This window comes from Lentzea sp. NPDC036955 (assembly GCF_055608005.1).
In genome coordinates this window covers 477,771-497,012 of the sequence record NZ_JBVJRC010000004.1, presented here as the reverse complement: position 1 = coordinate 497,012, position 19,242 = coordinate 477,771, and the positions used below count along the sequence as shown (strand labels likewise).

Here is a 19,242-nt window from a genome sequence, read left to right as displayed (position 1 = left end):
CTTGCCCAGCCGTTCGTCGGCAGCCGGTGGAGCTGTGGCTGTCACGGTCATCTCCCCGCCTCCTCCCTACCTCTTGCCGTTCTTGGCGTACTCCGCGACCTTGTCCACGTTGGACTTGTCGACGAAGCCGGGGCCGGTGAGCACGGGCTTGCCGCCACCGAGGGTGTTGGCGTTGTCCTTGAACAGCTTCAGCATCACGACCGGCAGGTAGCCCTGCTGGTACTGCTGCTGGTCGACGGCGAAGAGCACCTCGCCCGCCTTGATCGCGGTGACCACGTCCGCGTTGAGGTCGAAGGTGGCGACCTGCGCCTTCGAGCTCGTGCCCTTGATGGCGGACGCGGCGTTCACGGCGACCTGCGGGTTGAGCGCGAGCACGCCGTCGACGGTGGTGTCGGACTGCAGCTTGGCCTTGATGCGGGCCTCGACGTCGGTCGGGTTGGAGATGTCGACCTGGAGGTTTTCCACCGCGCCGCCGAAGCCGGTGCGGGCACCGTCGCAGCGCTGGTTGAGGCCCGAGTTGCCGGCCTCGTGGATCACGCAGAGCAGCTTCGTCCGGCCGGCGGCCTTGAGCTTCTTGCCGGCTTCCTCACCCGCGATCGTCTCCTCCTGGCCGACGTGCGCCATGGCACCGAACTCCGCGCTCTTCGCGCTGCCGGAGTTGATCGTGATGACCGGGATGCCGGCCTTCACCGCGTTCTCGACGGACGTCTTGAGCGCGTCCGGGTTCGCCATCGACACGACGATGCCGCCGACCTTCTGCGACACGGCGTTGTCGATCAGCTTGGCCTGGGCGCCGGGGTCGCCGTCGGAGTTGTAGGTGACGCCGACGCCGAGCTGCTTGCCCGCGTCCTCCGCGCCGACCTTCACGACGCTCCAGAACGCGTCACCCGCGGTGCCGTGCGTGATGACGGAGACCTTGAGGTCGCCCGACGCGGCGGCCGGGGCGTTGTCGCCCGTGTTCTGCGACTGCGTTCCCGTCGGGCCGCTGCACGCGGCCAGTAGAGCAACACCGGCGAGAGCGGCGCCCGCACGGATGACCAGACGAGACTTCATCGTCTCCCGTCCCTTCAGAGGATCTTGCTGAGGTGCGCGAGGCTGCGCGCGGTGTCCTGGAGCGGCTTGTCCACGGGACCTCCGTGCTTGAGCCGGGTGTCCTGCTCAAGCACGAACCAACCGGTGTAGCCCGCCTCTTGCACGGACTTCACCAGTGCTTCCACGTCCACGTCGCCGTCCCCGAGCGGCACGTAGATGCCCTGTTCCACGGCATCGGTGTAACTGAGCGCGCCGCTGCGCACCTTCGCCGCGATCTCGTCACGCACGTCCTTGAGGTGCACGTGACCGATCCGGTCCGGGTAGCGGCGCGCCAGCTCGACCGGGTCCGTGCCGCCGATGAGGAGGTGGCCGGTGTCCAGGCAGAGCTGGAGATCGGAGTCCGCGAGGAACCGGTCGACCTCCGCCTCCCGCTCGACGTGGGTGCCCACGTGCGGGTGCAGCACGGTCCGCAGTCCGTGCCCGGCGGCGATCTCGCGGATCTTCGCGCAGGTGCCGACGAGGGTGTCCCACTCGTCGTCGCTGAGCTCCGGCGTCTCGTCGTAGCCGTCGAGCCCGGTCGCGGCGGCGAGCACGAGCACCTCGGCGCCGCCGGCCGCCAGGATCGCGGCGACCCGGTCGGTCTCGTCCAGGGTGGACTGGGCGCCGGTGTGCAGCGGGACGGCCAGGAAGCCGCCGACGAGGCCGAGCTCGTGGCTCTTGAGCAGGGTCTTGAGCTGCTCGGGGTCGGCCGGGAGGTAGTCGGGCGGGCCGAGCTCGGTCGCGGTGAGGCCGAGCGAGCGCATCTCGCCCAGCACGGTCCCGGACGGGAGCACGGCACCCCAGCCCGGCACCTCGCACACGCCCCAGGAGATCGGTGCTCCGGCGATCTTCGCCATGTCCTCAGTTCCCCTCGATCCGCACCGGTGCGCCGCTGCGGCGCGACTGCTCACACGCTTCGGCCAGGCGAAGGCTGATCAAACTCTGCCCCGCCGGCGACGGGTTCGCGACCTCGCCCTTGATGACCTGCGTGAACAGCTTCACCTCGTTGACATAAGCACGGTGGAAGCGCTCGGGGAAGCCGGGGTAGGCGTCCGGTCCGGCCACGTGGCCGCCGGGCTCCAGCGAGTTCAGCGGGGTGCGCGGGTCGACGCCCGCGACCAGCGAGTCCTTGCTGCCCAGCACCTCGATGCGGTGGTCGTAGCCGACCGGGTCGTGCCGCCCGCCGGCCAGCGTGGCGTGCGCACCACCGGCGAACTTCAGCAGCACGACCGCGTTGTCGACGTCGTCGGCGTCGGCGAACGCCTGGTGCACCAGGACCGACCCGCTCGCGTAGACCTCGACGACCGGCTCGCCGACCAGCCACGGCACGCAGTCCAGGTCGTGGATCAGCAGGTCGCGGAAGATGCCGCCGCTCGCGGGCAGGTAGGAGAAGTCCGGCGGGGTGGCGTCGTTGCCGACCGCCCTGACCAGGTAGACGTCACCCACCTCGCCGGCGCGGATGCGGCGGTGCAGCTCGTAGATCGCCGGGTCGAACCGGCGCTGGAAGCCCACGAGGACTTCCACACCGGACTTCTCGACGTCCGCGACCAGTGCGCGCATCTCGGCGACGTCGCTCGCGATCGGCTTCTCGCACAACGTGGGAACGCCCTTGGCGATGGCCGCGCGGAGCATCTCGGGGTGCGTGTTCGTCGGGGTGGCGAGCAGGACGCCGTCGACGCTGCCCAGGAGCGTGTCGAGGTCGTCCACCACCGTGGTCCCGGCGAGGCCCGCCGACGCCTGCGCTGCCCTGCCGGGCACCGGGTCGAAGAGGAGCACCTCGTCCACCCGATCCAGTGCGGCGAGGTTGGTCGCATGCATGGTGCCGATCCTGCCGACACCCGCTACTCCGATCCGCATCGCAGGTTTCCCCTGTTCATCGACCTGATGTGTTAGAGCGCTCTATTGGTTGGAGCGCTCTAATGCTGTAGCTTGCGTCACACGGGTGTCAAGGGTGCGTTTCCCGCCCGTGACGTGAGGGGAGGTGTTGCCGGTGGTCAGGCCGACGATGGAAGACGTCGCACTGCGCGCGGGCGTGTCCCGCGCCCTCGTGTCACTGGTGATGCGCAATTCACCCAAGGTGAGCGAGGCGCGACGCACCGCGGTGCTGAAGGCAGCGGAGGAGCTGGGGTACTCCCCGCACGCCATGGCGCGCTCGCTGGCCTCGCGCACCTCGACGGTGCTCGGCGTGATGGTGTCCGACCTGCACAACGCGTTCTTCGCCGAGGTCGTGGACGGCATCGACGAGGTGGCGCGCGAGCAGGGGTTCGACATCATCATCAACACCGGCGGCCGCTCACCCACCCGCGAGCGCAGGGCGCTGGAGTCGCTGCTGTCGTTCCGCCCCGGTGGCCTGGTCCTGCTGTCGCCGGTCGTGCCCGCGACGGCGATCTCCAAGGCGGCCGAACAACTCCCGGTCGTGCTCGTGGCCCGTTCGTCCCGCGCGTCCACTGTGGACACGGTGAACGACGACGGCGAGGTGGGCGCCCGGCTGGCCGTCGACCACCTGGTGTCGTTGGGGCACAGGCGGATCGCGCACCTGGACGGTGGCGAGGGCACCCAGGCGGGGCCCCGCCGGCGCGGGTACGTCGCCGCGATGGAGGCGCACGGGCTGGTGCCGCAGGTCGTGCCGTCGGAGTACACCGACGCGGCCGGCGCGCGGGCGATCCGCGGGCTGCTCGAAGAGGATGCCCTGCCCACGGCAGTCTTGTCGTGCAACGACTTCAACGCCGTCGGCGCGATCTCGGCTCTGGAGGACGCCGGGTTGCGCGTGCCTGCCGACGTTTCCGTTGTGGGGTACGACAACACGTCGCTGGCGGCGTTGCGGCACGTCTCGCTGACGACGATCGACCAGCCCCGCGCCGAGTTCGGCCGGTTGGCTGCTTCCGCGCTGCTGCAACGGGTTCGTGACGGACGCACCGAACCCGTGCGCCATCTCCTCACCCCTTCCCTCGTAGTCCGGAACACGACAGCTCCCCCAGGAGGACCGCGTTGAGCACCATCCCCCACTGGATCGACGGCGCCCGCACCACCGGGGTGTCGTCCCGGACCTCCGACGTCTTCAACCCGGCCACCGGTGCGGTGTCGGCGCAGGTCGTGCTGGCCGAGCAGGCCGATGTCGACCTGGCGGTGTCGTCGTCGCTGAAGGCGGCGCAGTCGTGGTCGGAGTCGTCGCTGTCGACCCGCGGCAGGATTCTGTTCGCCTACCGGCACCTGCTGCACGAGGCGCGCGACGAGCTCGCGGCGATCATCACGGCCGAGCACGGCAAGGTGCTGTCGGACGCGGCCGGTGAGGTGCAGCGCGGGCTGGAGGTCGTCGAGTTCGCGTGCGGCATCCCGCAGCTGCTCAAGGGCGAGCACTCCGAGCAGGTCTCGCGCGGTGTGGACGCGTACTCGCTGCGGCAGCCGCTGGGCGTGGTCGCGGGCATCACGCCGTTCAACTTCCCGGTGATGGTGCCGATGTGGATGTTCCCCATCGCCATCGCGACCGGCAACACCTTCGTGCTGAAGCCGTCCGAGCGCGACCCGTCGGCGTCGGTGCGCCTGGCCGAGCTGTTCCAGGAGGCCGGCCTGCCCGACGGGGTGCTGAACGTGCTGCAGGGCGACGCCTTCGCGGTCAACGCCCTGCTCGACCACCCGGACGTCGCGGCGGCCTCGTTCGTCGGCTCGACCCCGATCGCCCGGCACGTGTACGCGCGCGGTACGGCGGCCGGCAAGCGGGTGCAGGCGCTGGGCGGCGCGAAGAACCACATGGTCGTGCTGCCGGACGCGGACCTCGACGTGGCCGCCGACGCCGCCGTGTCCGCGGGCTACGGCTCCGCGGGCGAACGCTGCATGGCGATCTCGGTGGTCGTGGCGGTGGGCCCGGCAGGTGACGAGCTCGTGGCCAAGATCGCCTCGCGCACTCGCGACCTGCACCCGTCCGTGCTGCCGGGCACCGACCCGTCCGCGCAGATGGGCCCGCTGGTGACCGGCGTGCACCGGGACCGCGTCCGGTCCTACGTGGACGCGGGCGAGGCCGCGGGCGCGTCCCTGGTGGTGGACGGCCGCGGGCACGCACCCGAGGGCCACGAGGACGGCTTCTGGCTCGCGCCGACGCTGTTCGACCACGTCACCCCCGACATGAGCGTCTACACCGACGAGATCTTCGGGCCGGTCCTCGTCGTCGTGCGCGCGGAGACGTTCGAGGACGCGCTCGCGCTGGTCAACGCCAACCCGTACGGCAACGGCACCGCCATCTACACCGGTGACGGGCTGGCGGCGCGCGAGTACCAGCGGCGGGTGCAGGTCGGCATGGTCGGGATCAACGTCCCCATCCCCGTGCCGATGGCCTACTACTCGTTCGGCGGCTGGAAGGACTCGCTGTTCGGTGACACGCACGTGCACGGCGCCGAGGGCGTGCGGTTCTACACGCGGGCGAAGGCGATCACGGCCCGCTGGCCGCAGCAGCACGGCGTGAACCTGGGCTTCCCCACGCACGGCTGACCCCGCCTTCACGGCACGCGGGGACCTTTCGTACCCCAGGAGGGTACGAAAGGTCCCCGCGTGCCCTGCTCAGGCGTCGATTTTCTCGTGCTGGGGAGAGGGAGCAGCAGGAGAGGTTGGGGTGGGGAGGAGGCGGCGGAGCAGCGGGAAGAACACGATCAGCAGGATCACGACGTAGACGACGATCGCCATCGGCGTGTTGACCAGGCCGGTGAGCGAGCCGTCGGAGAGCTGCAGTGCGCGGCGCATCTGCTGTTCGGCCGCCGGGCCGAGGATGACGCCGATGATCGCCGGCAGGACGGGCAGGCCGTAGCGGCGCATCGCGAAGCCCAGCAGGCCGATCACGAACATCAGCAGCAGGTCGAAGATGTCCGCGTTGACCGCGTAGGCGCCGACCGAGGCGAAGAACAGGATGCCCGCGTACAGGTACGGCCGCGGGATGCGCAGCAGCTTCGCCCACACCGGTGCCAGCGGCAGGTTCAGCACCAGCAGCAGGGTCAGGCCGATGAACAGCGACGCGATCAGCGCCCAGACCAGGCCGGACTCGCGTTGGAACAGCAGCGGGCCCGGCTGGATGCCGTACTGCTGGAACGCGGCGAGCATGACGGCCGCGACCGCCGTGGTGGGCAGGCCCAGGGTCAGCATCGTGACGAGGGTGCCGGCGGCGGAGGCGGAGGCCGTGGACTCCGGGCCCGCGACGCCCTCGATGGCGCCCTTGCCGAACTCGTCCTTGTGCTTGGAGAGGCGCTTCTCCGTCACGTACGACAGGAACGTGGGGATCTCCGCGCCGCCGGCCGGGATCGCGCCGAACGGGAAGCCGATCACCGGGCCGCGCAGCCACGGCTTCCAGGTGCGCTTGAGGTCGGCGCGGGACAGCCACGGGCGGCCGACCGGGATCGGTTCGAACGGCTTGCGGCGCAGGTGGGCGGCCACCCAGAGGGCCTCGCCGACCGCGAACAGGGCGACCGCGACCACGATGATGTCGATGCCGTCCGCGAGGTGCAGCGAGCCGAACGTCAGGCGCTGCTGGCCGGTCATCTCGTCCAGGCCGACCAGCCCGAGGGTGAGGCCGATCAGCAACGACGCCACGCCGCGGATGCGCGAGGCGCCCAGCACCGAGGTCACCGCGATGAACGCCAGCACCATGATCGCGAACAGGTCCGGTGCGCCGATGTCGACGGCGTGCTTCGCGACGAACGGGGCCAGCAGCACGATCAGCAGCGTGCCGACGATGCCGCCGGTGAAGTGGCCGATCGCGGCCGCGGCAAGCGCTTGCGCGCCCCTGCCCTTGCGGGCCATCGGGTTGCCTTCGAAGGCGGCGACGACCGCGGCGCTCTCACCCGGTGTGTTCAGCAGGATCGACGTCGTCGAGCCGCCGAACATGCCGCCGTAGTAGATGCCCGCGAACATGATGAACGCGCCGGTCGGCTCCATGCCGTAGGTGACCGGCAGCAGCAGTGCCACCGCCATGGCCGGGCCGATGCCCGGCAGGACGCCGATCGCGGTGCCCAGGAGCACGCCGATCGCCGCGAACAGCAGGTGTGTCGGCGTCAGCGCGGTCGCGAAGCCGTCGAGCAGTTGTTCCACCTAGAACACCTCCATCAACGGGCCACCGGGCAGGGGGACGCCGAGCAGGTTGTTGAACACCAGGAAGGTCGCGACCGACATGCCGGCCGCGATCAGCGGGTCGCGGACCAGGTTGCGGCTGCCGAGCGCGTAGGCCGCGCCCCAGAACAGGACCGCGCCGGAGATCGGGAAGCCGACCACGCCGATGAGCGCGGCGTTCGCGAGGAAGGCACCGCACAGCAACAACACCGTGCGCCAGTCGGCGGGTGCGGTCAGGTCGACGTCCTCGCCGCCCTCGGCCTCACCGCGGCCGCCGCGCAGCACGTCGCGGGCCAGCAGCACCGCCACGACCAGCAGCAGCGAGCCGACCAGGACCGGCACCGCCTTCGGGCCGACCGGGCCGCGCTGGGCGAAGTCGGTCGGGATCTGCACGGCGTCGGTCAGCACCAGCGCGCCGAGCACGACCAGCAGGGCGCAGATGCCCAGCTCGGACCGTTCGCGGAGCCAGCTTCCCGGCCGTGCCCGAGGCCGCTCCTCCGTCTTCGTCGTCATGCGAGCCCCAAGTCCTTGAGCACCGTTGCCACCCGCTTGTTCTCGTTGTCGAGGAAGGTCCCGAACTCGTCGCCCGGTGCGAACGCGTCGGTCCACCCGTTGCGCTGCAGGGCTTCCGACCACTGCGGCGTCTTCTGCATCCGCTCGAACAGGTCGACGAGCTTGTCGCGGTCGGTCTGCGCGATGCCCGGCGGTGCGACGACGCCCCGCCAGTTGGTGAACTCGACGTCCACCCCCGCCTGCCGCAACGTCGGCGCGTCGATGCCCTGGATGCGGTCCTTGCTGGTCACCGCGAGCACGCGCAGCGTGCCGGCCTGGATCTGGTCGCGGTACTCACCGACGCCGGAGACGCCGAACGCGACCTTGCCGCCGAGGACGCTCGCGAGCAGTTCGCCACCGCCGTCGAACGGGATGTAGTTGACGGTCCTGGGCGGCAGCCCGACGGCCTTCGCGATCAGCATCGGTGCCAAGTGGTCGGGACCGCCCGGTGCCGACCCGCCGCCGACGGTGACCGTGCCGGGGTTGGCCTTCCACGCGTCCACGAGCTGCTGCATCGACGTGTACGGCGAGTCCTTCGCCACCACGACGATGTCCGGTTCCTCGATCAGCTTCGCGATCGGGGTGGTGTCCAGCAGCGAGTTGGGCGACTTGTTCGTGTAGACCGCGCCCACCACGCCCAGGCCCATCGACATGATCAGCTTGCCGTTGCCGCGCTCGCCGACCGTGCGGCCGAGCCCGACCGTGCCGCCGGCGCCGGGGAGGTTGAACACCTCGGCGTTGCGCAGCAGGTCGGCGTCCTCCATGGCCTTGGCCGCGGTGCGCGCCGTGATGTCGTAGCCGCCGCCCGGTGCGTTCGGCACGAGCACGCGCAGCGCCCGCACCTGGTTCGTGTCGCCGCTGTCCGCACCCGGCGTCAGCAACGGCGGCACCAGCAGGACGGCGAGCAACGCCGTCGCCACCGCCACCCACACCTTCACCGACACTGTGATCCCCGCCTCTCGTCCGCGTGGTTGGACATGTTGCTCTGGTGTAAACCTGGATGTCGCTCTTGCGCTTCTAAGGTTTCTTTCGGTCTTTCTGGTCACGGGAGGTTTCATGCGCCGCCGCCGTTCCCTGGCCAGCCAACTGCTCGTGTGGCAACTCGTAGTGGTCCTGTGCCTGCTGTTCGCGGTGGGCGCGCTGACCGTCGTCCAGACGGGCCGCAACTTCCGCTCCAACGAGGAACGCCGGATGCTCTCCGTCGCGGAGAACGTGGCCGCCACGGACGTCGTGCAGACGCAGATGGGCAACCGCGACCTGCTGGCACCGGCCGCGGAGACCGCGCGGGGCCTCTCCGGCGCCACCTACGTGCTGGTCGTCGACCTCCAGCGGCGCGTCCTCACCTCACCCGACCCCGCCCAGGTCGGGTCCACTCTGGACACCACGACCACCGCGTTCGACGGCAGGGCGTGGGTCGGCACGGCCGGAGGCTCGATCGAGGCGCACGTGCCGGTGTTCGACCCGCAGACCCGCGGGGTCAACGGGATCGTGGTCGCGGGCGTGCGCGAGCCGGGCATCTGGGCGGGCGCCCTCAACCAGCCGGTCGACGCGCTGCGCTACCTGCTGATCGCGCTCGTCATCGGCGTCACCGGGTCGCTGCTGCTGGCCAGGCGGGTGAAGAACCAGACGCTCGGGCTGGAACCGCACGAGATCACCGCGCTGGTCGAGAACCGCGAGGCGTTGCTGCACGGCATCAGGGAGGGCGTGGTCGGCCTCGACGCGCAGGACCGGATCACGCTGGTCAACGACCACGCGCGGGAGCTGCTCGCGTTGCCGGGCGACGCGGTCGGGCGGGCGGTGGAGGAGCTGGAGCTCAACGACCGGCTGCGCGACGTGCTCACCGGGCGGGCCACCGGCGTCGACCAGCTCGTGCTGCGCCAAGGCGTCGTGCTCACGTTGAACCGCATGCCGATCGAGGGCGCGGGTGCGGTCGTGACGCTGCGGGACCGCACGGAGCTCCTCGCGCTGCAACACGAGCTGGACGCCTCGCAGCACGCGACGGACACGTTGCGGGCGCAGGCGCACGAGTTCGCGAACCGGCTGCACACCATCGCCGGGCTGATCTCGCTCCAGGAGTACGACGAGGTCACCCACTACATCCACCGGATCAGCTCGGCGCAGGACCAGTGGCGGGCCGAGGTCAGCTCGTCGATCGGCGACCCCGCCGTGGCCGCGCTGCTGATCGCCAAGGCGTCGCTGGCCGCCGAGCGCGGCACGGAGCTGCGCATGGCGCCGGACAGCGTGCTGGGCCGCACCGACGAGGCGTTGTCCGCCGATCTGGTGATGGTGCTGGGAAATCTCGTCGACAACGCGTTGGATGCGCTGAGCTCGTTGAACGGCGACCGGAAGTGGATCGAGGTGGGTGTGGTGCAGGTGGACGACGAGGTCCAGGTCGTGGTCCGCGACTCCGGCCCGGGAGTCGCACCGGAGCTGGCCGAGGAGGTGTTCCGGCACGGGTTCACGACCAAGGCGGCATCGCACGGGGAACGCGGCCTCGGACTCGCGCTGATCCGGCGGGCGTGCCTGCGGCGTGGCGGGTCGGTGAGCGTGTCCGGCTCGGTGTTCACGGCAAGGCTGCCCTGGTGAAGCGGGTGCTGGTCGTCGACGACGACTTCATGGTGGCCAAGGTGCACAGCGGTTACGTCGCGCGCACCGGCGGTTTCGAGGTCGTCGGCGTCGCGCACACGGGCGCGGACGCGTTGCGGCTGGTGGCGACGCTCAAACCGGACCTGGTGCTGCTCGACGTCTACCTGCCGGACATGAGCGGACTCGACGTGCTGAAGTCGTTGCGCGCCAACGAGGACGTCGACGTCATCGTGATCACGGCCGCGACCGACGTGGACACCGTGCGCGGTGCGATGCGCGGCGGCGTCCTGCACTACCTGATCAAGCCGTTCGACTACGACGCGCTGCGCGACCAGCTCGCGCACTTCGCGTCGCTGCACGAGAAGCTCGACCGGCTCGGAACGGCCGGGCAGGCGGACGTGGACCAGGTGTTCGGTGCACGGCCGTCGTCGAAACCGTTGCTGCCCAAGGGGTTGACGCCGGAGACCGCGCGGCTCGTGGAGAACGCGCTGAGGGCGCACCCGGAGGGGTTGTCGGCGTCGGAGTGCGCGTCGTCCACGGGGGTCGCGCGGGTGAGCGCGCGGCGGTACCTGGAGCACTTCGTGTCGGCGGGGCGGGCCGAAGTCCGGTTGCGGTACGGCGGAACCGGCCGTCCGGAACGGATCTATGCACTACTCCCAGGAGCCTGAACGGCCGCGCTTGGTCTGTGCCCGGCGCTTCTTGCCGGCGATGCGGCGTTCCTTCGAGCCCCTGGTGGGCTTGGTCGGCTTGCGCATCGGCGGTGGCGGCGCGGCGGCGGCGCGGAGGACCGCGGCGAGGCGTTCGCGGGCGGCGGCGCGGTTCTGCAGCTGGGCGCGGTGCTCGGAGGCGGCGATCGTGAGGACGCCGTCGACCAGCCGACCGGCCAGGCGGTCGAGCATGCGGCGCTTGAGGTGCTCGGGGATCGTGGGCGAGCCGGCGACGTCGAAGCTGAGCTCCACCCGGCTGTCCGCCGTGTTCACGCCCTGCCCGCCAGGGCCACCCGACCTGGAAAAACGTTCACGCAACTCGGCCGCCGGGAGCACCAGCGTCCGAGTCACGGTCACGTCGTTCATGCCTCCAGGTTAGAAGGTCAGGCCCGGAAGTGTCGCGATCTTTATCAGCGTCTCGCGGTCGGGCAGCGGCGCCGGCCGGGACGTCGGGGCGTCCAGCTTCGGCGCGCCGGCCACGTTGGTGCGGAACTCGCCCACGTTGACGCTGATGACCTTGACGAACGTGCCGTCCGGCCGGAGCGCCTCCACCTGGTACAGGTGGACGCCGTCCGGCCTGCCCGCGATGCTGGACCGGACCTTGATGCCGCCGACCTCGCGCAGTTCGCACGGTGCGACCTCGGGCTCGAAGCACGTGCTGATGTCCGTGGCGTTGCCGCGGGTGAGCTCGATCGTCAACGCGCCGGTGCCCTGGGCGTCGTCCAGCAGCGCCACGGCGCGACGGCTCTTGTCCAGGTCGAAGAACTGCAGCGCACGTCCCGGCACCCCGGGGACGTCCCGCACGGTCACCCCGGCCGGGATCACGTCCGCGGCGCCCAGGACCGCGGTGAGCTGGGCGTTGCGGTCGATCGTGCCGGAGACCGCGCTGCCCGCGCTGTCGCTCGCCGTGAGCTGCGGCCGGAGTGCGACGACCACCCCGCCCAGGCCCGCGACCAGTACGAACACGAGCGCGCCCGCGATGGCGGTGCGGCGGCGGGCGAGCTTCGTCCTGCCCGCTCTGATGACCTCGCTGCGGCGGATGCCCGACTGCGGTTCGTCGACCAGCAGGTCGCGCAACGCGGCGAGTCCCTTGGCCGCCTGGCTCTTCACCGTGCCCTCCGTCCTGCCGAGGATGCGGGCGGTCTCGGTGATGCTCAGGTCCTCCCAGTACCGCAGCACTACGACGGCGCGTTGCCCCGGTGGCAACGCGTCAAGCGCCTGGCGCAGGTCCAGGTCGGCGGTCGACGGTTCCGGTGCCGCGCGTTCGGGCACGGCGTCGACGGACCGCTCGCGCTGGAAGAACCCGCGCCGGGACTCGTCGATCGACGTGCGCACGAGCACCTTGCGCGCGTACGCGTCCACGCTGTCCCTGCGCACCCGCGGCCACGCCACGTAGAGCTTGATCAGCGCGTTCTGGACGATGTCCTCGGCACGGTGCCAGTCGCCGCACAGCAGGAACGCCGTGCGGCGCATGACGAGCGCGCGTGCGTCGACGAACTCCCCGAACTCGCGGTCCCGGTCCAAGTGCCCCTCCTCGGTCGCCGCCTAGTACGCGGCGGCGACCCCGGGAGGTTGCCTCGGGAGATCAGAAACGCGGGTGGTCCCCGACGAGCGAGGCGCCGCCCTCTTCCGACCTGGTGACCTCGCCGAGCACCCACGACGGCACGTGGCGCGCGGTCAGCACGGCCAGCGCGCGGTCGACGTCCTCCGGCGCGACGACGGCGACCATGCCGACGCCCATGTTGAACGCCTTCTCCATCTCCTCGCGCTCCACCCGGCCGCGCTGGGCGATGAGCTGGAAGACCGGGGCGGGCGTCCAGGTGCCGCGGTCGAGCTTCGCGTGCAGGCCCTCCGGCAGCACGCGGGCCAGGTTCGCGGCCAGGCCACCACCGGTGACGTGGGAGAACCCGCGGACCTCCGTCTCGGCGATCAGCGCGAGGCAGTCCTTCGCGTAGATCTTGGTCGGCTCCAGCAGCTCCTCGCCGAGGGTGCGGCCGAACTCCTCGACGTGGCCCTCCAGCGGCATGCGGGCGATCTCCAGCAGCACGTGGCGGGCCAGCGAGTAGCCGTTGGAGTGCAGGCCGGACGAGCCCATCGCGATCACGACGTCGCCGTCGCGGACCCGGTCGGGACCGAGCAGCTTCGACTGCTCGACCACGCCGACGCCGGTGCCGGAGATGTCGTAGTCGTCGTCGCCCATCAGGCCGGGGTGCTCGGCGGTCTCCCCGCCGAGCAGCGCGCAGCCGGCCTGCACGCAGCCCTCGGCGATGCCCTTGACCAGCGCCGCGATCTTGTCCGGCACGACCCGGCCGACCGCGATGTAGTCCTGCACGAACAGCGGCTCCGCGCCGCACACGACCAGGTCGTCCACGATCATGGCGACCAGGTCGATGCCCACGGTGTCGTGCTTGTCGAGCGCCTGCGCGACCGCGATCTTGGTGCCGACGCCGTCCGTGGAGGAGGCGAGGACCGGCTCCTTCCAGCGGTCGAGCTTGAGCTGGAACAGGCCGGCGAACCCGCCGATGCCACCGAGCACCTCGGGCCGGTGCGCCTTGGCCGCCCACGGCTTCAGCTTCTCCACCGCCTCGTCACCTGCGGCGATACTGACTCCGGCTGCGGCGTAGGTGGCCTTGGCGCTGTCGGTCACGTCAACTTCTTCCACTTGTTCTGGAGGCCTCAGGGGCGACGCAGTGCGTCCTCGGCACCATAGCCGTTGGGCAGGACGGGAGCGGCCGAGCCCGCCACGCCCTTGAGGCCCTCCAGCAGGTGCTTGCCGATGAGCGCGTCCGCCGGGAGCTCGATCGGGTACTCGCCGTCGAAGCACGCCGAGCACAGCCGCGTCTTGGGCTGCTCGGTCGCCGCGACGAGCTGTTCGAGCGACACGTACCCGAGCGAGTCGGCGCCGACCGAGCGGCGGATGCCGTCGTCGTCCAGGCCGTTGGCGATCAGCTCGGCCCGCGAGGCGAAGTCGATGCCGTAGAAGCACGGCCACTTCACGGGCGGTGACGCGATCCGCACGTGCACTTCAAGCGCACCGGCCTCGCGCAGCATGCGCACGAGCGCGCGCTGGGTGTTGCCGCGCACGATCGAGTCGTCCACGACGACCAGGCGCTTGCCGCGGATGACGTCGCGCAGCGGGTTCAGCTTGAGCCGGATGCCCAGCTGCCGGATGGTCTGCGACGGCTGGATGAACGTCCGGCCGACGTAGGCGTTCTTGACCAGGCCCGAGCCGTACGGGATGCCGCTGGCCTGCGCGTACCCGATCGCGGCCGGCGTGCCGGACTCCGGCACCGGGATCACCAGGTCGGCCTCGACCGGGTGCTCCTTGGCGAGCCGGCGGCCGATCTCGACGCGCGTGGCGTGCACGCTGCGACCGGAGATCGTCGTGTCCGGCCGCGCCAGGTAGACGTACTCGAAGATGCAGCCCTTGGGCTCGGGGTTCCCGAACCGGCTGGACCGCAGCCCGTCGCCGTCGATCGCGATCAGCTCACCCGGCTCGACCTCGCGCACGAAGCTCGCGCCGACGATGTCCAGCGCCGCGGTCTCGCTCGCGACGACCCAGCCGCGCTCCAGCCGGCCGAGGACCAGCGGCCGGACGCCGTGCGGGTCCCGTGCCGCGTACAGCGTGCTCTCGTCGGAGAACACCAGGCAGAACGCACCGCGGACGGTCGGCAGCAGCTCCATGGCCGCCTGCTCGATGCCCTTGTCCGCCGCCGCGTGCGCGAGCAGCGCGGTGAGGATGTCAGAGTCGGTGGTGGCGCCGTTGCGGCTGGTCAGACCCAGCTCCCGCGCCTTCTCCCGCAGCTCGGCGGTGTTCACCAGGTTGCCGTTGTGCCCGAGGCTGAGCCCCGACCCGGCGGCGGTGGTGCGGAACGTCGGCTGCGCGTTCTCCCAGGTCGTGGACCCGGTGGTGGAGTAACGGCAGTGGCCGACGGCCACGTGGCCCTTCAGCGACTGCAGGACCTGCTCGTCGAAGACCTGGCTGACGAGCCCGAGGTCCTTGAAGACGACCACCTGCGCGCCGTCACCGACCGAGATGCCCGCTGCCTCCTGACCGCGGTGCTGCAGGGCGTAGAGGCCGTAGTAGGTGAGCTTCGAGACGTCCTCGCCAGGAGCCCAGACGCCGAAGACGCCGCACTCCTCACGAGGTTCCTGTTCGGGCTGGGAATGGTCGGCGACCACCGAGTTGGCTCCCTCACGACGGGGCTGGCTGCTACCCGAGTGTATGTGGAGCAGGGGCCTGTTCACCCCCATCGCACCCCCGTTGAGGTGATGAAACTCATGCCTTCCGGCACCCGGCGACCTCGGTTCGCACCGAGTTCGCCGGGACGACACCCCGATCGTGTACTTCCCGGCCGCGCGTCAGGCCTTCCGGCACCCGCTCAGCTCGGTGCCCTTCTGCCAGTCCGCGAACGGGCTGCCCTTCTTCTGGGTGCCCGTGCAGACCACCTCGTCGCCCACGGCCACGTCACCGCTGACGTTGCTCGGCATCAGCGACTTGGGGGTGAGGCCGTCCTGCCACAGCACCCCCTCGGGTGCGTCGCCCACCAGTTCGAGGTCCAGGAACTCGGTGGGGGTCGACCTGTCGATCGAGGCGATCCGGTAGCGCAGCTGGCCCTCCCAGCCGGACGCACCGCACCCGGACAGCAGCAGGCAGCCGAGCAGGACCGCGGTGAGCTCGCGCATCAGTGCCCCCGTCCGACCTGCAGGACGTCCAGCACGGCCCGGTCGCCGGTCATGTCCTGGAGGTTCATCCGGTTCCACAGCCAGAAGTAGACGAGCTCGGCCTCGCCGGTGACCCCGGCGTCACCCTCCTCGCCGGGGGCGGCCGCGCGGACGTCCGGCACCCCGCCCGGCGTGAAGGAGATCAGCCACGACTCGGGCACGTCGGTGGGCCGGACCACGGCGGTGCCGGACAGCACGGCAGGCGAGTCGCCGTCGAGCTTGGCGGCGACGATCGTGGTCAGCACCTCGTCGATGCCGTCGGCGCACAGGTCGGCGTCCGTGCCCACGAGCGTGCGGACGACCGTCTGCGCGTCGAACCGGCGCAGCACCGTCTCGTGCGCGATCCGGCGGTGCCAGACCCACGCGAGGTCGGGGGCGGACGGCGAGAAGGTCCACACCGGGCGGTTGCCCGGCACCGCGGTGAGGATCTCGTTCGCGGCCACGAGCTGGAGGTCGAGGTACTCGAGCGGGGACAGCCCGGTCGGCGCGGGCGGCGGCGCCATCGGGTTGCGGCTGCCGGTGCGCAGGTAGGCGGTGGAGGTCTCGAGGAAGCGCGCGAGGTGGATGACCAGGTCCTGCACGGTCCAGCCGGGCCTGGTCGGCACCTCCGCCGCCGGGTCCGCGTCCGCCACTGCCTTGCGGAACATCTCCGCCTGCTCGATGAACACAGCGGTCCACCGCTGGGCCGTCCACCCTGTCTGCACCATGCGCGTCATCGTGCCCGAAACGGTCTTCGCATGAGTGGGGAACCGGTCATGATGCTCCTGCGTCGCATGGATCGACGACCAACCAGGGGGTGGCGATGTTCGGCGTTGAGCCAGAGCTGCTGCGAACCGCGTCGAAGGAGTTCGGCAACGGCTCCGACGCGGTGCGGGAGGCAGCGGAGATGATCTCGATGCTCCAGCTCGACGCCGGTGCGCTCGGCGAGGTGGACGCGGCCGCCGAGTTCGCGGACGCCCTGTCGCGGTTCGTCGGCACCCACTCGCAGGACCTCCAGCGCGGCTCGGCCTGGTTCACCGACGCCGCCGAGGGCCTGGTGTCGAACGCGGAGGCCTACCAGCGCACGGACGACGACCACGCGTCGTTCCTGACGAAGATCATGAACGGACTGGGGGGCGGCCGGTGAGCTACACCGATCCGGAGGGCCTGTACGGCCGGCTCGCCTCGGGGGACGTCAGCCGCATCGCCGCCGCCGCGGACCCGATCACCGGTGCGATCAGCGCCGTCGGCAGGGCCGGGGAGTCGGTCGTCAACGGCGGCAGGACCGCGGTCAGCAGCTGGGTCGGCGAGAGCGCCGCGAAGTTCACCGCGCGTGCGGAGCTGTCCTCCACCGCGACGAAGGCGGTCCGCGAACGCCTCGGTGCCGGCGTGGACATCGTGCAGGCCGCCTCCCGCGCCTACGGGCAGATGCGCGGCGCCGCCGACCAGGCGATCAGCGTGTGGCGCAGCCGCCCGCCGGGCCTCGACGAGCAGCAGACGCGCCAGCTGGCCAACCAGGTCAACGCCGCACTGGACCGGGTGCGGACCGGCTACGACGCCGTGCTGCGCTCCTACGCGGGTGCGCTCGCCAAGATCCCGCCGGGCTTCGAGGAGTCCGCGCGGACCGACGGCGGCTGGAGCCGGGCGGCCCAGCGCGCGAGCGGTGCGGGTGGACCGCTGCCGCCGGTGCCGCCGCCGGGAACCGACCCGAAGGCGGTCGCCGCCTGGTGGAACTCGCTCAGCGAGGACCAGCGCAAGGCGTTGCGGGACACCAGGTACCAGGAGCTCGGCCAGCTCCGCGGCCTGCCGGCCGACGTGCTCGACGAGGCCAACCGCAAGCGCATCCCCGAGGACCAGGCCCGGTTCAAGCAGCAGCGCGAACAGCTCGGGCAGCAGCTCGCCGACCGCGCGCGGGAGCTCGGCGTCGACCCGAAGTCGGCGGAGGGCCAGCGCGCACTGCGCAACGACCCGCAGGGCTCCCAGCTGATGGCGCAGTACGACGAGGCGGCCCGGCGGGAGAAGAACTCCAACGACGCGGCCAAGGCGTTGACCGACGCCAGGGACCTGGGCAAGGCGAACGGCAAGCAGCCCTACGTCCTCTACTGGAGCCCGGACGGCGCCGGTGCCAAGGAAGGCGCCCTCGCGGTGTCCTACGGCAACCCGGACACCGCGAAGAACCTCGCGGTGTGCGTGCCCGGCACGACGTCGACGCTCACGTCCTTCAGCCAGCACCAGGCCGCGCAGCTCAGCGCGGCGATGGGACCGGACGGCGCCGCGATCCAGTGGCTCGGCTACGACGCGCCGGAGTTCGCGATCGGCCAGGTCAACGACCCGGCGCAGGCCCAGGAGGGCGCGGCGATCCTCGCGAAGGACGTCGAGGGCTACCGCACCACGAACCCCGGCGCCCACGTCACGGTGATCGGCCACAGCTACGGCAGCACCGTCGTCGGCTACTCGGCCATGGACAACGGGCTCAGGGCCGACGACATCGCGTTCGTCGGCTCGCCGGGCGTCGGCGCCTCCACCGTCGACCAGCTCTCCGCCGGCCGCGGCCACGTGTACGTCGGCGGCACCGAGCACGACCCGGTCGTGCAGGCCACCAGCGGTGACTGGTTCACCAAGGACGGCTCGTCCACGGGCCCCTACGACTCGTCGTTCGGCGCCCAGACGTTCGGCACCGCCACGGACGCGAAGGTCGACTACGCGCACTCGGCCTACTTCGACAAGAACTCCGAGTCGCTCGACAACCTCGCGAAGATCGCCACCGGTCGCGGCGACGAGATCAGCTCGCAACGCTGGCAGGACTCGCCGACCCCGGTCGAGGTGCCCGGCTCCGACCTGCCGGTCGCCGGTCCGATCATCGACTGGGGCGTCAACACCGGCAAGGAGGTCGCCGACATGGGCGAGGACCTCTGGAACGGCGGCGGCCGGGTCGTCGAGGACGTGTCGAACGGCAACTGGGGCGGTGCCGCCGGGCACGCCTGGGACACCGCCAAGGAGGTCGGCAGCGACGCCGTCGACGTCGTGGCGGACACCGTGGGCAACGCGGTGGAGCTGGGCCGCGACGTCGTCGAGGGCGGCGTCGGGATCGTGAAGGGCATCGGCAACACGATCGGATCGTGGTTCTAGACCGGGTCCTGGAACCTCACGACCGGGAGCAGTGCGGACAGGTCGGCTCGGGTGCCGGACGCGGTGACCCGGGCGGTGTCCACCGCGTCGGGCCAGGTCAGGGCGCCGGTGGCCAGTTCGAGCCAGGTGCGGGCGTCGGTCTCGACGACGTTCGGGGGCGTGCCGCGGGTGTGGCGGGGGCCCTCGACGCACTGCACGGCGGCGAACGGCGGGACGCGGACCTCGACGCTGCGGCCGGGTGCCACCTGTTCGAGGGTGCGCAGGCTCAGGCGCACGGCGGCGGCGAGCACGGGGCGTTCCGGCTGGTCGGCGGTGCCGTGCAGCCAGGGCAGGACGGCTTCGACCGCGGCGCGCATCTGCGCGGGGTCGACGGGTTTGGCTGGCACGCGGGCCAGATTAGCGAAGT

The 19,242-nt window shown here is 71.2% G+C and carries 19 protein-coding genes; 6 read left to right on the top strand and 13 right to left on the bottom strand.

From position 1 onward, the window contains the following. Nucleotides 1–66: 66 nt before the first annotated feature. The 3 genes from ACZ7CF_RS15825 to ACZ7CF_RS15815 are packed head-to-tail and all read right to left on the bottom strand — an operon-like array spanning nucleotide 67 to nucleotide 2,928. Entirely contained in the window at nucleotides 67–1,053 is a 987-nt protein-coding gene (locus ACZ7CF_RS15825; RefSeq protein WP_458430011.1) for a sugar ABC transporter substrate-binding protein, read from the bottom strand. A gap of 14 nt (nucleotides 1,054–1,067) precedes the next feature. Further along, complete coding sequence (locus ACZ7CF_RS15820; RefSeq protein ID WP_470369859.1) at nucleotides 1,068–1,928, bottom strand: TIM barrel protein; 861 nt, start codon at nucleotides 1,926–1,928, stop codon at nucleotides 1,068–1,070. Nucleotides 1,929–1,932: 4 nt separating this feature from the next. Then, nucleotides 1,933–2,928 carry a Gfo/Idh/MocA family protein gene (locus ACZ7CF_RS15815; RefSeq protein WP_470369858.1) on the bottom strand — a complete coding sequence of 332 codons (996 nt, stop codon included), beginning with the start codon at nucleotides 2,926–2,928 and terminating at the stop codon, nucleotides 1,933–1,935. Between the two features lie 133 nt (nucleotides 2,929–3,061). Between ACZ7CF_RS15815 and ACZ7CF_RS15810 the strand changes: the two genes are divergently transcribed. Together ACZ7CF_RS15810 and ACZ7CF_RS15805 are read left to right on the top strand one after the other, a co-directional pair. After that, a complete protein-coding gene (locus ACZ7CF_RS15810; RefSeq protein ID WP_470369857.1) occupies nucleotides 3,062–4,063 on the top strand; it encodes a LacI family DNA-binding transcriptional regulator in 1,002 nt (333 codons plus the stop codon). Further along, nucleotides 4,060–5,553, top strand: coding sequence for a CoA-acylating methylmalonate-semialdehyde dehydrogenase (locus ACZ7CF_RS15805; RefSeq protein ID WP_470369856.1), 1,494 nt, complete (start codon nucleotides 4,060–4,062; stop codon nucleotides 5,551–5,553). Before ACZ7CF_RS15810 ends, ACZ7CF_RS15805 begins: the two co-directional genes overlap by 4 nt. Nucleotides 5,554–5,622: 69 nt before the next feature. On the opposite strand, the gene ACZ7CF_RS15800 is transcribed toward ACZ7CF_RS15805, so the two are convergent. Genes ACZ7CF_RS15800 through ACZ7CF_RS15790 form a run of 3 tightly spaced genes read right to left on the bottom strand, consistent with a single transcriptional unit; the run spans nucleotide 5,623 to nucleotide 8,636 of the window. After that, on the bottom strand, nucleotides 5,623–7,140 hold the full coding sequence (locus tag ACZ7CF_RS15800) for a tripartite tricarboxylate transporter permease (protein WP_470369855.1): 1,518 nt from the start codon (nucleotides 7,138–7,140) through the stop codon (nucleotides 5,623–5,625). Beyond that, the gene (locus ACZ7CF_RS15795; RefSeq protein WP_470369854.1) at nucleotides 7,141–7,671 is read right to left on the bottom strand and encodes a tripartite tricarboxylate transporter TctB family protein; all 531 of its coding nucleotides are present in this window, start codon (nucleotides 7,669–7,671) and stop codon (nucleotides 7,141–7,143) included. It lies immediately after the preceding gene. After that, nucleotides 7,668–8,636 carry a Bug family tripartite tricarboxylate transporter substrate binding protein gene (locus ACZ7CF_RS15790; protein ID WP_360394851.1) on the bottom strand — a complete coding sequence of 323 codons (969 nt, stop codon included), beginning with the start codon at nucleotides 8,634–8,636 and terminating at the stop codon, nucleotides 7,668–7,670. Before ACZ7CF_RS15790 ends, ACZ7CF_RS15795 begins: the two co-directional genes overlap by 4 nt. A 130-nt stretch (nucleotides 8,637–8,766) precedes the next feature. Between ACZ7CF_RS15790 and ACZ7CF_RS15785 the strand changes: the two genes are divergently transcribed. Beyond that, nucleotides 8,767–10,296: a sensor histidine kinase gene (locus ACZ7CF_RS15785; protein WP_360394428.1), complete on the top strand. Its 1,530-nt coding sequence runs from the start codon at nucleotides 8,767–8,769 to the stop codon at nucleotides 10,294–10,296. Continuing rightward, a complete protein-coding gene (locus ACZ7CF_RS15780) occupies nucleotides 10,293–10,964 on the top strand; it encodes a response regulator (RefSeq protein WP_360394425.1) in 672 nt (223 codons plus the stop codon). The genes ACZ7CF_RS15785 and ACZ7CF_RS15780 overlap by 4 nt, the downstream gene beginning before the upstream one ends. On the opposite strand, the gene arfB is transcribed toward ACZ7CF_RS15780, so the two are convergent. The 6 genes from arfB to ACZ7CF_RS15750 all read right to left on the bottom strand — a co-directional run bounded on the left by arfB (nucleotide 10,947) and on the right by ACZ7CF_RS15750 (nucleotide 16,435). Then, a complete protein-coding gene (arfB, locus tag ACZ7CF_RS15775; RefSeq protein ID WP_458430002.1) occupies nucleotides 10,947–11,369 on the bottom strand; it encodes an alternative ribosome rescue aminoacyl-tRNA hydrolase ArfB in 423 nt (140 codons plus the stop codon). The genes ACZ7CF_RS15780 and arfB overlap by 18 nt on opposite strands. Before the next feature lie 9 nt (nucleotides 11,370–11,378). Continuing rightward, nucleotides 11,379–12,527 (bottom strand): SigE family RNA polymerase sigma factor, encoded by a 1,149-nt coding sequence (locus ACZ7CF_RS15770; protein WP_470369853.1) that lies wholly within the window; start codon nucleotides 12,525–12,527, stop codon nucleotides 11,379–11,381. Between the two features lie 61 nt (nucleotides 12,528–12,588). Continuing rightward, entirely contained in the window at nucleotides 12,589–13,650 is a 1,062-nt protein-coding gene (gene purM / locus ACZ7CF_RS15765; protein WP_470369852.1) for a phosphoribosylformylglycinamidine cyclo-ligase, read from the bottom strand. Nucleotides 13,651–13,679: 29 nt separating this feature from the next. After that, complete coding sequence (gene purF, locus ACZ7CF_RS15760) at nucleotides 13,680–15,185, bottom strand: amidophosphoribosyltransferase (RefSeq protein WP_360394417.1); 1,506 nt, start codon at nucleotides 15,183–15,185, stop codon at nucleotides 13,680–13,682. Nucleotides 15,186–15,365: 180 nt separating this feature from the next. Then, a complete protein-coding gene (locus ACZ7CF_RS15755) occupies nucleotides 15,366–15,689 on the bottom strand; it encodes a hypothetical protein (RefSeq protein WP_458429999.1) in 324 nt (107 codons plus the stop codon). Continuing rightward, a complete protein-coding gene (locus tag ACZ7CF_RS15750; protein WP_360394412.1) occupies nucleotides 15,689–16,435 on the bottom strand; it encodes a maleylpyruvate isomerase N-terminal domain-containing protein in 747 nt (248 codons plus the stop codon). Before ACZ7CF_RS15750 ends, ACZ7CF_RS15755 begins: the two co-directional genes overlap by 1 nt. Nucleotides 16,436–16,530: 95 nt before the next feature. Between ACZ7CF_RS15750 and ACZ7CF_RS15745 the strand changes: the two genes are divergently transcribed. Both ACZ7CF_RS15745 and ACZ7CF_RS15740 read left to right on the top strand, forming a co-directional pair. Then, complete coding sequence (locus tag ACZ7CF_RS15745) at nucleotides 16,531–16,854, top strand: type VII secretion target (protein WP_360394409.1); 324 nt, start codon at nucleotides 16,531–16,533, stop codon at nucleotides 16,852–16,854. Then, a complete protein-coding gene (locus tag ACZ7CF_RS15740; RefSeq protein WP_470369851.1) occupies nucleotides 16,851–18,836 on the top strand; it encodes an alpha/beta hydrolase in 1,986 nt (661 codons plus the stop codon). The genes ACZ7CF_RS15745 and ACZ7CF_RS15740 overlap by 4 nt, the downstream gene beginning before the upstream one ends. On the opposite strand, the gene ACZ7CF_RS15735 is transcribed toward ACZ7CF_RS15740, so the two are convergent. After that, on the bottom strand, nucleotides 18,833–19,192 hold the full coding sequence (locus tag ACZ7CF_RS15735) for a sterol carrier family protein (RefSeq protein WP_458434289.1): 360 nt from the start codon (nucleotides 19,190–19,192) through the stop codon (nucleotides 18,833–18,835). The two genes, ACZ7CF_RS15740 and ACZ7CF_RS15735, sit on opposite strands and share 4 nt — an antisense overlap. Nucleotides 19,193–19,242 lie beyond the last annotated feature (50 nt).

Excerpts from the sequence above, each read along its gene's own strand:
- ACZ7CF_RS15825 (WP_458430011.1), bottom strand. The coding sequence starts at position 1,053 with ATGAAGTCTCGTCTGGTCATCCGTGCGGGCGCCGCTCTCGCCGGTGTT.
- ACZ7CF_RS15820 (WP_470369859.1), bottom strand. The coding sequence starts at position 1,928 with ATGGCGAAGATCGCCGGAGCACCGATCTCCTGGGGCGTGTGCGAGGTG.
- ACZ7CF_RS15815 (WP_470369858.1), bottom strand. The coding sequence starts at position 2,928 with ATGCGGATCGGAGTAGCGGGTGTCGGCAGGATCGGCACCATGCATGCG.
- ACZ7CF_RS15795 (WP_470369854.1), bottom strand. The coding sequence starts at position 7,671 with ATGACGACGAAGACGGAGGAGCGGCCTCGGGCACGGCCGGGAAGCTGG.
- ACZ7CF_RS15785 (WP_360394428.1), top strand. The coding sequence starts at position 8,767 with ATGCGCCGCCGCCGTTCCCTGGCCAGCCAACTGCTCGTGTGGCAACTC.
- arfB (WP_458430002.1), bottom strand. The coding sequence starts at position 11,369 with ATGAACGACGTGACCGTGACTCGGACGCTGGTGCTCCCGGCGGCCGAG.
- ACZ7CF_RS15755 (WP_458429999.1), bottom strand. The coding sequence starts at position 15,689 with ATGCGCGAGCTCACCGCGGTCCTGCTCGGCTGCCTGCTGCTGTCCGGG.
- ACZ7CF_RS15750 (WP_360394412.1), bottom strand. The coding sequence starts at position 16,435 with ATGGTGCAGACAGGGTGGACGGCCCAGCGGTGGACCGCTGTGTTCATC.
- ACZ7CF_RS15745 (WP_360394409.1), top strand. The coding sequence starts at position 16,531 with ATGTTCGGCGTTGAGCCAGAGCTGCTGCGAACCGCGTCGAAGGAGTTC.
- ACZ7CF_RS15735 (WP_458434289.1), bottom strand. The coding sequence starts at position 19,192 with ATGCGCGCCGCGGTCGAAGCCGTCCTGCCCTGGCTGCACGGCACCGCC.